This window comes from Vibrio sp. Vb0598, assembly GCF_033338935.1.
Classification (GTDB): domain Bacteria; phylum Pseudomonadota; class Gammaproteobacteria; order Enterobacterales; family Vibrionaceae; genus Vibrio; species Vibrio alginolyticus.
Genome location: NZ_JAWOTP010000014.1, coordinates 105,273 through 120,600, shown reverse-complemented (window position 1 = coordinate 120,600; position 15,328 = coordinate 105,273). Strand labels below are relative to the sequence as shown.

Here is a 15,328-nt window from a genome sequence, read left to right as displayed (position 1 = left end):
AGAAGACCGAGCCATAAGCTCGGTCTTCTTGTTTTAGTTAGTAAGCCGCTGTACTAACCCACTCGCGCGAGTCGTTTTCACCTTAATGCCTCGCTTCAGAACATTGAGTTCGGCGTAAAGAGCTAAACGCTTTTTCGCGCGGGTAATGCCTGTGTAAATCAACTCACGGGTTAATATCGGGCTAAAGTCTGGTGGCAAAATCATCAGGGTGTAATCAAATTCACTGCCTTGCGATTTATGGATGGTCATGGCGTAAGCCGTTTCATGTTCAGGTACTCGGCTTGGCAAGACTGATTTCACACTGCCGTCAGGTAACTCGAAAAAGACTTTCAAACGCGGTTCTTCTTCACTGTCATCTCGCATGCAAATACCAATATCACCGTTATACAAACCTAAACCGTGATCATTACGCGTAACCATGACGGGTCTGCCGTGATACCAAATTTCATCCTGAACTTGAATGAACTTGCGCGCCGCGAGCGCTTTCTCGATGCGCTGGTTTAGCCCAGCCACACCAAAGTCACCTTCACGGATCGCGCACAGCAGTCGGCATTGGTTGAAAGTATCTAACACCGCTTTGGCTTTGTGCGTTAGCGACTCTGGCTCTCCGGTTTTAGGATCAGTTTCCTGTTGTCCAATGCGTTTGAGGTAACGACCGTATTCCTGCACCAACGTCTGCATCATTTGGTTGTAATGTTGACTACTTAGCGCGAAATGTTCGATGTCAGAAAAGTCACGCGCCCAGACGTTATCTACGCTCGCAGCAGAACCTGAGTTAACCGCTTTTGCCAACTGACCAATGCCTGAGCGAGCGTCAAATCGGTAGCTCTTTTGCAGCATACATAAACTATCAGCAATGCTAGATGCACTGGTACCTGTATGGGCTAAAGTATCGAAACCCGTCAGTTTTGCGATGGCTGACGCCTGCTCTTTGCCATAACCCAATGCATGGAACGAACAGATATCACCCAACACTGCCCCTGCTTCAACTGAGGCAAGTTGGTCTTTATCACCTAGCAAAATCAGCCGCGCATGTTTCGGTAAGGCATCGACCACTTTGTACATCATTGGCAAATCGACCATCGACGCTTCGTCGATAACCAAAATATCCAAATGCAGTGGATTTTGCTTGTTGTGACGAAATTCTGCGCTATTAGGAATCGCGCCCAGCAACCGATGTAAAGTACTCGATTCAGTCGGAATTTTGGCTTTTAGCTCCGGAGAAACTGGCAGTTCTTGCACTGCTTTACCAATGGACTCGGTTAATCGCGCCGCCGCTTTCCCCGTCGGGGCCACCAGCTTGATGGTTAGATTTTTCTCGTGTGTCGCCTGTTCAATCAAAGCAGCAAGCAATTTGGTTACTGTCGTCGTTTTACCCGTACCAGGGCCACCAGAAATCACAGCAAATCGACGAGTTAACGCAACCGCCGCCGCGACTTTTTGCCAGTTCACACAAGCTGAAAGTGGCACCAGCTCATCCAGTTGATGCAAATCCTGAACCTTGCGCGCATTGCTAAGCACGGAATCAATGGCGTGCCAATCCAACGATTCGCTTGCGACCACATCAAGGTGATCACACACCAATTGTTGACGTAACACTTGGTTGCTGCTTCCCGCTTCTACTGCTTTGCCCAACGCGTTAAACAGAAAATGGTATTGGCGTGCGAACAGATGGTTGAGCAACTCGGATAATCGCACAAACTCTTGTGGTTGCAAGTTAACTGCGGCGCCCAACTGATTGAGCTTTTCCGCCAGTGTCACTTCATAATGCCAATAGCGGTGCAGATACAGACGCTCGCCATCGAACATCAGCGGCAAGGCTTCTCCTTGCGCGCCGACCACGGTGGAATTTTTTAATACTTGAATCCAGTCTATGTCTTGCAACTGTGTGTTGAGCGCCAATGCCGACTCACCAAACAGCCCTAGCTTACTGGCTAAATCCGTAGATTGCCCTTGTGCATCGAACAGAGACAGACAGATATGTCCTTTGCCAAGCTCACTACTGACAACACCCGCGATAAACGCCAATGCTTGACTGTCCGACTGTTCATCATGCGTTTGAGAATCAATAAAACAGGCGAATTGGTAGTCGAGCTGACGAATAGCACCTTTGTGCGCCAAGCGTTCCAACACTACCAATAGGCTATCTTGGTCAGAATGAAGATTGTGATTTGTCGTCATTAAAGTAGCTCCATCTGCCCGGCTTGAGTTGAGCGCGTTTCGAGTGCTTGACCATCAATCAAACGATCCATCTCTTGTAAGAACTCGAAAGTTGGTTTCGCGGCAAAAATGCCGTGGTCACTCTGCCCATCCATGCCGCGCAAGAACAAGTAATACACGCCACCGAAGTGCTGCTCATATTGATAATTCGCCAATCGGCTGCGTAGGAAACGATGCAGTGCTAACGCATAAATCTGGTACTGCAAATCGTAGCGGTGATCCGCCATCGCCGATTTCAGAGCCTCACCATGGTAGCTCGTCACATCGTCGCCAAGATGATTCGATTTCCAGTCAAGCACGTAGTATTTACCTTGATGTTCAAACACCAAGTCGATAAAACCTTTGAGCATGCCTTGCACGGTTTGGAAACCTAAATCCCCCGCTTTCGCCGACAACGGATCGTGACGTTGAATGACTCGGTTTAACGCCGGTGCAGACAAAACTTCAATCGGCAGCAAAAACTCCATCTCCACCAAACGTTGCGACGGTGCTTTTTGATTCAGCAGCAAAGACTTACCATCCAACGGCGTTGCGAGTACGGTATCAATCAATTGCTGTAAAATGGGCAACCACTCTTCATCGAGCTGTTCGCTTTCCATCAAGCCAAGGATGATTTGTGTATTCTCTTCCGTCGTGGCTGGCTGAGTAAATTCAATTTCCTCAAACAGGCTGTGCAGGAACGTACCCGGACGCGCACCACGAGGGAAGGTAAAAATCGAACGCTCTGGCTCCACCAAATCCGCTTCGTCTTGTTCTTCAGATGAGTCGATATCGAAACCTGTAATCTCAATCGTGGCATCATGCTCGGCGTGATGAGAGCCTTGCTTGACCAAGCCAGAGTAACTGGTGATGCGCCAGTTTCTGTCGATAGGGTTTTGCAGTTCTTTCGCACTAAGATCGTGTACTTCTTCTTGTGGCGCTACGTACTTCTCTTCGAGTTTCTGCGGCGGATCGGCCACGACGACACAATCAAGCTCGTCTTGTTGCTTTGTTAAACCTTGGTGCAAATCGTTAATGCCACCTTCTTGACCATTCTGAATCAAATAGCCAATCGCACTGCGGTGTACGCCAGTTGGCTCTTTGGTCGAACGACCATTGCGCAAAGGCGAGGCTCCAATAAAACACGCATACACAGCACGCGTTAGTGCCACGTATATCAAGCGTAAGTCTTCCGCCAAACGCTCTTTATCCGCTTGCTTCATGGACGCATCGTTGCCAGTGATATCCAGTACCGTGCGGTCATTGGCTGCATCGTAATATTTGGCTTCGCTGGCTTCTCGATAGCTGAACACAAACGGCAGAAATACGAGGTCATACTCCAAGCCTTTTGATTTGTGAATAGTCACGATCTGTACTAAGTTACGTTCCGATTCTAAACGTTGGATTTGGTCATCACTGCCGCCCAAACCGTTTTCCGCATCACTGATAGACTGAGCGAGCCAACGCAGTAGACCGTGATCGCTGTCCAGTTCATTACTGGCTTGTTGAAGCAGTTCACCGATGTGCATTAAATCGGTAAGCACTCGCTCACCATTTTCACCCTGTGAACTCGCGCCTTCTTCTAGTAATCGCTCGGCAATATGGCGTTTGCTGATCACCGCCCGCAGCATCGGCAGCACACCACGCTGAACCCAAAGTTTGCGATATTCTTTGAATTCGTTTACGGCGTTTTCCCACACAATTTCATCGTTATTAAGTGCATCCAAACTTGCTGCATCAAGGGCAAACAGCTCAGAGGCAAGACTTGCACGCAGCGCACGGTCATTTTCTGGAGTCAGCACCGCTTGCAGCAAACGCTGTAGATCCTGCGCCACTGAACTGGTAAACACACTGTCTCGGTTAGACAGGTACACGCTGGCAATGCCTTGTTCAGCCAGCGCTTGTTTGATCATTCGACCTTCACTACCTGTTCGAACCAACACCGCGATATCGCCCGCTTGAACCGCTTTCTGTTTTTCGCCATTCACCAGACACGCTTGCCCCTGTTGAGCCTGCGTCAAAATAGTTTGGATTTGGCTTGCAGTCGCCTCTGCCATTCGAGTCAAATACTCGCCTTTTGGTAGCGGTTTATCGTCCGCTTCTTGCAACCAATAAGTCAGCGCCGGTTGCTTTTGGCCACCCATAGTCCAAATGCGTTTTTCGGCATTGGGACTGTACTTAACGGGTAAGAACGGAATATCTGAATCATAGATAAATGGACTGTCTGGCAAAGCAAATACTTGGTTTACCGCCTGCACCATATCTGCGCTAGAACGCCAGTTGGTTCCTAACGTATAGTGGGCACTTACTTGGTTACGCGCTTTGATATAAGTGAAAATGTCTGCGCCACGAAAGCCATAAATCGCCTGCTTGGGATCACCGATCATAAACAAACCACATTCCGGATTATTCAGATAAATACGGCTGAAAATACTGTATTGAAGCGGGTCGGTATCTTGGAACTCGTCAATCATTGCGACGGGATACAAAGTACGAATACGCGCCGCTAAAAGCTCGCTTTCGTCCGTATCGATAGAAGCAGAAAGTTGCGTCAGCAAATCATCGAAAGAGAGCCACTGTTTTTGATTTTTCGCGTTGGCCAGCATTGCACGACAATGCTCAATCGCATGAGCAAGCAGTGGCGCTTTTAAGCTGATTGGATTGGCAAGAAATGTTTCAATGGCTTCAAATACCGCATGCTGCGGCGCACTGCCTTTCGGTGTTTTTTCCAACAAGACGTTTTGCGCGAATTTCTCCAGCTTGTCTGGATAATCGTAACCTGTAGTTTCCGTTGCAGCCCAAGCGCTTACCGCCTCCAACCACGTCGGCAGAGACTTTTTGTTGTAACTTCTCGGATTTACATCTGAAGACGAAATCAGCGTTAAGAAGTCATCTTGGCTTTCTCGCCACTGTGCTTTTAATTCATCAATTTTTTTCAAATTTTCAGTATGAAGATCAGCCAAACTGCCTTTCATTGCTGGAACAGAAAGGCTTAACGGCGCACCAGTTAAGTAATTGCTGATGTCAGACAACAACGCAGATGGAGAGCCCCATAGCTGGCGAATTTCTCCAGCCAAGGTAAATGGCAACGGGTAGAAATTGCGGCGCCAGTAATCGGCTACAACTTGCGCTTTTAGGTGACTTTCATCGGTCACAAACTCGTTATTAAATCGGCTGCCAGATTCAAACGCATTTTGCGTTAGCATACGTTGGCAAAAACCGTGAATGGTGTAGACCGCCGCCTCGTCCATCTGACGCTCTGCCTGCAATAAAATTTCTGCGGCTTGCTTGTGATCGTCAAACTCATTAAGCAAAGGTTGGATCACCGGGTCGGAACTCTGTCCACGCGCAAACGCGATTCGCGCATCATGGATTCTTGCCCTGATACGATCGCGTAATTCCGCAGTTGCCGCTTCGGTAAAGGTTACAACCAGAATTTGGTCGACCGTAAGCGGTACGCGATGTCGAGTTTCCGCGCTGCCATGACCAAGCAAAAGACGCAGATATAAACCTGCAATAGTGAAGGTTTTACCTGTACCTGCTGATGCCTCGATTAACCTCGCACCGTGCAGAGGAAACGTCATCGGTTCTAGTGGCGTTGGTTGAGGTTGCTCTGTGCGGTCTAACGTATGTAGAGGACACTCTGCACCTGACATTTGATCCATAACGCTGAATCTCTCCGGATTATTTACTAGGACGTATCACCTAATAAATGTGATCTATAGTTAAAAATTCTATTAATATGTTTAACAAGTTGGATAATTTAGAGCTTTGTGAGATCTTTCTCACGGTTATCCATAAGACGTACCGTTAGTATGCGCCCCACGAGATAAGCCAAACCTTTTTGGCGGCACAACTCAAATGAATTAAACAAAAGTATCATGGTCCCTCTGACCTTGTGGCCGTACAGCGAACGCCCTACAAAAAATAATGATTTTCTGGCGGCCACCCTACTCTTCCTTCTCTTTATCCAACTTTCTTTATCACGCTTTTACATCATCAGCGTCTTGAACCGCTAAGCGCGCACCTTGCAGTACTAATGCTGTCAGCACACGAACTTCTGAGGCCAACTCATCATTCCAAGCAGGCCAAATTCGAGAGATGTACGCATTATTGCCTTCGCCCGGGCTCATGAAACCATCATTGAATGCGTCAGCCATTTTCTTCAAAGATTTCTCTTCGTCATCGACCCACTGACCACGGCTAAAGCCCGCTTCAACACAAGCCAACGCCGTTTTCGGGAAATAAGGCAAAGGCTTAGTCATGCCTTCGAAGAATAAGCGAACTAATTCAGTCAGTAGATGTTTGGCATAATGCACATCGGCAATTTCTGGGTAGATCAAATGCAGCGCGCCTTCTTTACGATCGTAACCAATGATGTGGGTTTTCTTAGCATGACCCGACGCCGACATGGCAAGGTGATCGATCCACGCTGCAAGGTAATCCTGCGAGCGAATCTTACCGCTTCGATAGCGAATCAAACCGGATTGGTAGCATTGAGTTAGCCAACCAGTCAGGCGAACGTTTTTCTCTTCGCCTTCATTTCGCTCAAATAAGGAGTCAAACGTCAGGTCGATTTCCAAATCGTCTTGAGGCGCACCAGATAAAAACGCCAGTTTGTCCACCAGCTCTTCCGCCTGAACTCGGTTGGTTTCAAACTCGATATCACCAAACGCCCCCACCGGCAGTTTGCCTTGCGCGCGCTGTTGACTCATAAAGTGTTTAAGCACCTCTGTTTTTTTCTCAGGCTGCATCAATGTCGTTTCAAGCAAGGTTTCTAACAGCTCATCACGCATTTGATAACTTTCCAAACCACCTAAAACAAAGGGTTCGTCGTCTTCCATCACCGGCAGTGGCGGCTCAAAGATTACTTTTAAGCGACGATTGAAAAAATACTGCACCGGTAAGCGCCAGAAACGTTGCAACTCGACTAAGTCGAGCTCAAGTGGGAACGTCGCTCCTAACAGATAGTCGTCTAATGCACGATTAAAATCACGACGAACATAGCCTTGCGATTGACTACTTTGAGTCAATGCCGCTGGAATCCACTCTTTCGCGTAGCTGGCGTGCGTGCCTTGGAACGCACTTGGGCTAAACGGCACCATGGCGTGGGTATTCACCAACGCATTTAATAAGTTGTCGCCAGACTCATCAACGGGCAACGCTTCATCACCACTTAAACAATAGTTTTGGTGGCAGTATTCCATCAGCTCAGAAACCAGAACCGAAGGCACTCGCTCGGTGTTGTCTTGGATTGAACGGCCAACATAACTGATGTAGAGCGTTTGCTGTGCCGATAGCATTGCTTCGAGGAATAGGTAACGGTCATCATCTCGGCGCGAACGGTCGCCCGGCTTGGTTCTTCCCGTCATCAAGTCAAAGCCTTCTGGCGGCATAGAACGCGGGTACACGCCGTCATTCATCCCCAGCAGACATACGGTTCTAAACGGAATAGATCGCATCGGCATCAGGGTACAAAAGTTCACTTGACCAGCCAGGAAGCGCTGGCTAACTCGTGTTCCAGATAATTTATTTTGAAGGTATTGGCTGATGATCGACGGCGATAACGCATCATCAAATGCCGCATCAGCTAGCTGTTCTTTCAGTTGGCTCAGGGTATCTCGAATCGACTTAAGCGCCATTTCCCCTTCTAGCTCAACAGAGAAGAAGTCATCCAACATCGCCACCAAGGTTTCACGCCATGCATCAATCGACTGAACATGAGAAAGTTTGCGGCGATATTGGCTAATTTGTTGAATAAAATGGGCTAACTTACCAGCAAGTTCTGCGCCCATGCCTTGCACTTCATTGTATGGTGAGAGGCTACCTTCTTGCGCTTCAAACAAACCGGCAGATTCTGGCATCGCGTAACCTAATAACATACGCTGAATACCAAATTGCCATGTGTTTTGGCGTGTTTCTGGCAGTTCAAATTCGCTGCCGGTATGGCTATCTAGCCCCCAGCGAATGCCGGATTCTTCCACCCATTGTTTGGCTTGAAGGAAATCATCTTCGCTTAAGTCGAATCGCTTTAATATCGCCGGCGTTTCTAACAGCTCAAGTAATTCAGAAGCCAAGCAACGTGTATTCGGTAAATTAACAAGTTGCATGAAAGCCGCCAAAATTGGGCTTTCTTGATCGGCCGTTCGGTCTGAAATCGAGTAAGGAATAAATCGCTCACCCGGCGCATTGCCGAACACCGCCTGAATCGCAGGGCTGTAGGCATTGATGTCTGCCACCATGACAATAATATCGCGCGGTTTCAGTGTCGGATCGGCATCGAACATTGCCAAAAGCTGATCGTGTAGCACTTCCACTTCTCGCATTGGGCTGTGGCAAGAGTGCAAGCTCAGAGATTTATCACCCAAACTCACCACTTGTTTGTGATGACTGTTTTCAATCTGTTGGTCATCTTGATGTTCTTCAAGATTGAGAATATCCGCTTGCAATTGATGGAGCAGACTGTCGCGCTCAACATCAACAAAGGCTTCGATTTCATGAGATTCCAGCTGAGACAACAGATACATATTGTCGCGCCCGAGTTTACCCATGGATGCCAACAGACTGTTTCCGACCACATCGGTGTGCAGCTCATCGATCACATTATCTTCCAATGAACCTTTCAGTTGCTCAGTTTCACCTTGCACTTCCGAGTGATCGTCCTGCCACACAACGTGCTGACGATGTTTCGCCGCCAAACGAGCCAGATATTTGCGATCTCGAACTTCACCCCAATAATAACGACAAGGGTTAGTGAACATCAGATGCACGTCGATGTGTTCACCAATTGCTTTTAGCGCATCCATATAGCGAGGCGGCAACGAAGAAATGCCAAAAACAAACAAACGCTTGGGTAAATGGTCAAAATTGCAGTTAAAACTCTCTAACGTGTCGATAAAGTGCTCATAAAGGTTGGCACGGTGATAAGGAGACTGCCCTAATGACACAGTGTGATCATACAACGCTTGCCATAAGATCGGCTGCCACGGATGCTCATCTTCCAGCTCTGGCACACTCTGCCCAGCTTCCCAACTTGCGATCCATTCCGGACGATACACCAAGTAACCATCGAAAATATCGGCAATTTTCTCAGCCAGCTGATACAGCTTAGAGTGGTCACTGTCATCTTTGAGGTACTGCGCTAACGGCGAAAACACCTCTTGGTTGAGAAGCCCCGGCAGCAGATGCATCAACTTCCACGTCATCGCTTCTTTGTTAAACGCACTGCGTTTTGGCACGTCTGGCAACACCTGCGTAAACATTTCCCAAATGAAGGTAGCAGGAAGCGGAAAATCAATGTTCGCGGCAACACCAAACTCTTTGGCCAATTCCATTTTTAGCCACTGGGACATGCCCGGACTTTGAACCAGAATTTGTTCTTTTTCGAACGGGTTTTCCAGCGGACTGATTCGAATCAGTTCGACAAGGAGTGATTTAAGAACGTCAACTTGGTTGGAGTGATAAACAGTAAACAAATTGGGAATACCGAGCGCCGATTGAAACTGTTAGCTAGCTTAGCACAGCCCCATTTAAACCCGCAGTGATCTCGCGTTCGGAAAAAACAAAAGGTTATATATCACTCAAATAGAGTATGAATCTTCTGAATTTTCACATGTCAATCAAGTCTGACACTTCCATACAAAATGTGACATTCGTCGCAACTATTCCATAATAAAAAACACTGTTTTATACTCCCTCTACCCATAATTTATAAACAAACAAAAAGTATGTTTCGCAAACTGTCTTCCAACAGCGCTTGGCTGATTGCTTTTTTTGCTTGCTTTGCAGTGTACCTGTCGATCGCTTGTTATCCTTTTGTGTTGTCTAACAATCAGAATGAACCGCTAACCTTGTTGCAAGGTTACTATTTGGTTTCGACTCAATATGGCTGGCTGGGCTTGATCGCTCTTCCATTTATGTTGTTGAGTTTATTGCTCTCTTTTCTACCGACTCGAGCATTCAAAGGTATCGTGATCGCTATCGCGATCTGTCTATTGATCATGTTTAAAGTCGATATCCTCGTTTTTCAGCAATACAAACTTCACATCAACGCTCTATTAATCCGTATGTTTTTCGAAGGTGGTGGTGATGTCTTCGATATTTCGTGGATGAGTTGGCTAATCTTCATCAGTGAAATTGCCGTTCTGGTGATCGGGCTCGCTTGTACCGTTTGGGTAAGTAATCAACTGGCACAAAGCCGAGCTAAGTTCGTTTTGATCAGCGTCTGGTTTGCTGTATTGCTTAGCACGCAGATGATTCATGCGTACAAAAACGCACTTTACGACGATGAAGTCAGTCAGTTTTCGAATAACTGGCCACTTTACTACCCGCTGACGGCTCGTAAATTTATTTACAAACACGACCTAGTGGATGAGAACATTGCATCGAAGAACCGCGTAGAGTTAACCAACATTGAACGTAGCTCACTCAACTATCCGCTTGCGCCGATTCAAGTGCAAAGCAAAGAGAAACAGCCCAATGTCTTGTTTATCTTGGTTGACGCGTGGCGCTACAGTGATGCGACGCCGGAAGTCATGCCAAATGTCAGCAAGTTCGCCGAAAAAACGGTGAATTTCACACAACATATGAGCGGCGGCAACTCAACTCAAGCGGGTATTTTCAGCCTGTTTTACAGCTTGCCAGCGACCTACTGGGAAAGCTTTTACGCAAGTCAACGCTCTCCTGTTTTTATGGATACGCTGCAAGCAGAAGGCTACCGCATGGGCATTTTTGGCTCGGCACCGCTCACCAGCCCGCCACTTTCTCGCACGGTATTCAAAAAAGTGTCGGACTTGACCCTGAAACAAACTGGGGAAACAGCTGTCGAGCGCGATCAGCAGATAACAGACAAGTTCATCGAGTTCCAAAAGCAGGATAGCGACAAGCCGTACTTTGGTTTTCTGTTCTACGATGCCGCCCACGGCACGGTGTTTCCTGAACCTGAATTTGCGAAATTCAAACCATACTGGGAACGCGTTGACCACATTTTGCTCAACAACGATTTTGACGCTTCGCTTTACCACAATCGATACAAGAACTCGTTGTACTACATCGATAGCTTGATTGGTGATGTGCTGAAAAACGTCGACTTAGACAATACCATTGTGGTGATTTCATCAGATCATGGTGAAGAGTTTAATGACCATAAGATGAACTATTGGGGCCACACGGGTAACTACAGTGACGTTCAAGTACATGTGCCTCTTTACGTGTACATGCCAAATCGTCAGCCAGAGCAAGTTGATTACCGCACGACCCATTTTGACGTCGTGCCAACCATGATGAATACGCTGTTTGACGTTCAAGGCACAACGAGTTCATACAGCGTTGGTCATAACTTGTTTGATAGCTCAGCCTCTCGCGATTGGTATATTGCAGGCAGCTACTACAACTATGCATTGGTCGGCAAAGAACTGATGCTTGTGGTCAACCCTGGCGGGCACTCTCAGCAACTGAATCGCCAGTTAAAGGTCGAGAAAGAACAGAAAGTTCCTGTCGATATCATTCGTCATTCTCTGGATGAGATGTCGCGATTTTACAAAAAAGGCTAACGTCCAACATCGACGCCGATTGAAATAAAAAAGCCTCTTGGTTGTAAGACCAAGAGGCTTTTTCCTCTCTGCTATTTAAGCGTGATGAGCGTGCATCAAGCGTGGCTGAATCAATAAGTTGTTGATGTATTGTAAAGCCACATAAGAGACAACAAATGTTGCCACAATCAACTCAAGACCAGCTAAGCCTCGTACTTGTTGAACATAGTGCGCAGCCAATCCTTGCAACTCCATCCAATTCGCCATTTTAAACAGCGCCGTCGCACCGATCACCATCGGGAAGGTAAACGCTGCATAGCCAGGGCTGAATGGCAGTCTTAGCAATTTAAAGAAGGCTAAGTAGATGATGGCTGTCATCAATACCGCGATACCAAATAGCATAGCGATGATCACTGGTGATGGTGTCGCAGTGACCGTTAAGTACCCTGCCAATGATAGACTTGCTGGCGCTGCCATGATTGCCATTGTTGGTTTCGCTGCATCCGGAATTTCATGGGTGAACATGAAACGGTAGATCATCATTGGCAACATCACCGCGTAAGCCACCATACCGAAGATCAACGCACCGTGTGCAATAGGTGCAAGCACTGGGTTACCTGAGAAAGACACGTCTGCAACGATAATACCCACTGGTGGTACGAACCAGCTTGGCACCATGTGGTGTAGTTCAAAATCTTTGGCGCGATGGTAAACAAAGCTCACCAAGAACACGATGTGCAAAACCACCGCAATCAGCCAAAGCGCATCGCCAGCTAATGGGTAAAAATGGCCGAGAGAGTTCGATACCACCATAGTGCCCATCGCAAATGTCGGAACCACGCTGCCCACAACCGGATGAGCAAGATCTTGTCTCAATAGATGATTATGTAGCAAAAACTTGGTTGCCAATATAGCCAATAATACGCTCGCGATACCCGCACTAATCCACTGTCCGTAGCCATGTAATTCGGCGAAGTTCTCCCAACTCCAGCCCAAGCTTGCAATACCAAGAGCCAAACCCGCCATTGGAGTTGGCGCTCCCATTACTTTTGCTTTTGTTCTTTGAATCATGATGACCTCAACCAGACTCACTCTTGATGGGACGTATAATACGCTTGCACTTCGTTCCGATATATCTAATTATTTAAAACAAACGTTCAGAATTACTTAACGGTGGGGTATGGCAAGTCACATTTCTCTTAAACAACTGAAAGTGTTTACGACGATCACGCAGCACAAAACGCTCACAGCAGCTTCTGATAGTCTCTTTTTATCGAAAGCCGCAGTGAGCATGGCACTCTCAGAATTAGAAAAACAGATCGGCCATCACTTGTTTGATCGTGTTAATAACCGACTGATTTTGAACCAAGAAGGTCAAAAACTGCTACCACTGGCGGATGAGTTACTCAACCGAGCCAAAGACATCGAGAGCATTTTCGATGGTGACCAAGCGCTATCGGGCCAACTTCGCATTGGTGCCAGCGACACCATTGGCAACCAAGTCGCGCCCTATTTGCTTAGCGAATTTCGTCAGCAAACGAACCATCGATCTCAAAGCCTGTTCATTTCTAACTCCGCACAAATCTGCGACATGCTGACCGATTACGAGTTAGACATAGCCCTCGTTGAAGGCAAAACACTTCACCCTGAATTGCAGTCCACCCAGTTTAGCGAAGATGAAATGTGCGTGATTTGCGCGCCCGATTCCCCAGCCGCGCACGAAGGGCCAGTAAACTTAACCGAGCTAGAAAACAGTGAATGGATATTGCGAGAGGCGGGATCTGGTTCACGCGAATTTTTTATGCGCGTTGTCGCGCCGCGCTTGGAACATTGGCATGAAGCTTTTCAGCTCAATACCACCGAAGCGCTGATCAACTCAGTATCGGCAGGGTTAGGCTTAGGTTGCTTGTCACGTTTGTCTGCAGAACCTGCTATTCGTGACGGCCGCGTAAAACTGCTCGACATGCCTTTAGATATGAAACGTCGCTTCTGGTTACTGGTTCATAAAGAGAAATATCAAAGCCCATTGCTCAGAACGTTTATCGAATTTTGCCAAGATTGGGAGCGACCAACAAACCTTCCTTTGGGGAATAAATCCGCAAAGTGAAACCAAGATAGTTTAAATGCTAGTCAGTTAGTTGTACGTGTCTCTCATTCTGAGGCTTGTCGCTAGACTTGATTGGTCAAAAACTGTATAAAAAGCCAGTATCAATACACCAAATTAGGGGACCAACCATGGCTGTAATCGTCAAGTACGTGGTAGAACGCAATGGAGAAGAGAAAATGACTTTTACCTCTAAAGCGGAAGCTGACGCATACGACAAAATGCTGGATATGGCAGACGAGTTATTCTCACTGCTGGGTAAAAGTGAACTTCTAGAAGACGAAGGTAAGCAAGAAGATCTTGCAATGTACCTTGCGCAAAACAAAGAAGAAGTGCTTTACGCTCTGGGTGCAAAACGTAAACCTGCACCAAAAAAAGCAAAGAAGCTTGAAGCTGTTGAAGAAGATAGCGAGCAAGAAGACGCTGCATAAACCTCTCATTTGTTTAGAAAAAACGTCGCATTATGCGGCGTTTTTTTATTCCTTCCGTTTATCTCCATATATCTCTGAGAATATAAAGAACCGATTTAATATCCCAAATTGCTCTAAATTTCATGTTGCAGATTAGTGTGACTTAGATCTAGTCTAAATGGGTTCGGTGATGGGGTACCACCGGAATCGAAAGATTCGAACCGCTTTAAAGCTAATGACTCCTACAGAAACGAAAACAGGTCAGCCCTGTTGGAAATGCTTTCGCCTGTGTTGTGAAAGCAAGAGTTCTGTAGTGAGCAATTCAACTCTTCTCCAACCCCGCTCCTGTTTTCTCAAAAAATAAAAATACACTGGGAAAACATTATGCAATATTCACACGAAATCCAATCAATGTGCCCGATTCAACGCGGCGATCTTCATGCATCTGCACCGATCCCTGTTGAAGGCGCAATGATCAATCCAAAAGACGTTATCGCGATTTCTGGTCTTAGCCACGGCGTTGGTGCTTGCGCTCCTCAACAAGGCGCAGCAAAACTGACCCTTAACGTCAAAAACGGCATCATCGAAGAAGCTTTGATCGAAACGATCGGCTGTTCAGGCATGACTCAATCAGCAGCGATGGCCGCAGAAATCCTAACCGGTAAAACCATTCTTGAAGCACTGAATACCGATTTGGTATGTGATGCTATCAACGTCGCGATGCGCGAAATCTTCCTTCAATTTGTTTACGGTCGTACTCAATCTGCTTTCTCTGAAGGCGGCTTGGAAATTGGTGCGGCACTGGAAGACCTCGGTCAAACTCAACGCAGCCAAGTGGGTACTAGCTACTCAACCAAAGCAAAAGGCGTGCGTTACATGGAATTGGCTGAAGGCTACGTAACAAAACTCGCACTAGACGAAAACAAAGAAGTGATTGGTTACCAATATCTCAACCTAGGCAAGATGATGAAAGCCATCAACGAAGGCGTATCTGCAGCAGAAGCCGCAGACAAAGCAACGGGGACTTACGGTCGTTTTGACGAAGCCGTATCTACCATCAACCCACGCCAACAATAATTGCCACC

At 47.1% G+C, this 15,328-nt stretch carries 8 protein-coding genes and 1 riboswitch; of the genes, 4 read left to right on the top strand and 4 right to left on the bottom strand.

Going from position 1 to position 15,328, the window contains the following annotated elements; translation table 11 throughout:
* Window positions 1-33 precede the first annotated feature (33 nt).
* From recD to recC, 3 genes are all read right to left on the bottom strand, one after another.
* Window positions 34-2,181 (bottom strand): exodeoxyribonuclease V subunit alpha, encoded by a 2,148-nt coding sequence (recD, locus tag R7Q38_RS15200; protein WP_239938538.1) that lies wholly within the window; start codon window positions 2,179-2,181, stop codon window positions 34-36.
* Window positions 2,181-5,855, bottom strand: coding sequence for an exodeoxyribonuclease V subunit beta (gene recB, locus R7Q38_RS15195; protein WP_239938543.1), 3,675 nt, complete (start codon window positions 5,853-5,855; stop codon window positions 2,181-2,183). Before recB ends, recD begins: the two co-directional genes overlap by 1 nt.
* A 327-nt stretch (window positions 5,856-6,182) precedes the next feature.
* Window positions 6,183-9,674 carry an exodeoxyribonuclease V subunit gamma gene (gene recC / locus R7Q38_RS15190; RefSeq protein ID WP_239938537.1) on the bottom strand — a complete coding sequence of 1,164 codons (3,492 nt, stop codon included), beginning with the start codon at window positions 9,672-9,674 and terminating at the stop codon, window positions 6,183-6,185.
* A gap of 252 nt (window positions 9,675-9,926) precedes the next feature.
* Here recC and R7Q38_RS15185 point away from each other — a divergent pair, with 252 nt between their 5' ends.
* Window positions 9,927-11,750: a DUF3413 domain-containing protein gene (locus R7Q38_RS15185; RefSeq protein ID WP_047102631.1), complete on the top strand. Its 1,824-nt coding sequence runs from the start codon at window positions 9,927-9,929 to the stop codon at window positions 11,748-11,750.
* A 75-nt stretch (window positions 11,751-11,825) separates the two neighbouring features.
* On the opposite strand, the gene R7Q38_RS15180 is transcribed toward R7Q38_RS15185, so the two are convergent.
* The gene (locus R7Q38_RS15180; protein ID WP_085569832.1) at window positions 11,826-12,800 is read right to left on the bottom strand and encodes a TDT family transporter; all 975 of its coding nucleotides are present in this window, start codon (window positions 12,798-12,800) and stop codon (window positions 11,826-11,828) included.
* A gap of 109 nt (window positions 12,801-12,909) precedes the next feature.
* Between R7Q38_RS15180 and R7Q38_RS15175 the strand changes: the two genes are divergently transcribed.
* From R7Q38_RS15175 to R7Q38_RS15165, 3 genes are all read left to right on the top strand, one after another.
* Window positions 12,910-13,836, top strand: coding sequence for a LysR substrate-binding domain-containing protein (locus R7Q38_RS15175; protein ID WP_318114275.1), 927 nt, complete (start codon window positions 12,910-12,912; stop codon window positions 13,834-13,836).
* Window positions 13,837-13,964: 128 nt separating this feature from the next.
* A complete protein-coding gene (locus tag R7Q38_RS15170) occupies window positions 13,965-14,264 on the top strand; it encodes a YebG family protein (RefSeq protein ID WP_005386503.1) in 300 nt (99 codons plus the stop codon).
* Window positions 14,265-14,420: 156 nt separating this feature from the next.
* A riboswitch (Fluoride riboswitch) is annotated at window positions 14,421-14,495 on the top strand.
* Between the two features lie 132 nt (window positions 14,496-14,627).
* Window positions 14,628-15,320 carry an iron-sulfur cluster assembly scaffold protein gene (locus R7Q38_RS15165; protein ID WP_009707467.1) on the top strand — a complete coding sequence of 231 codons (693 nt, stop codon included), beginning with the start codon at window positions 14,628-14,630 and terminating at the stop codon, window positions 15,318-15,320.
* Window positions 15,321-15,328: the final 8 nt, after the last annotated feature.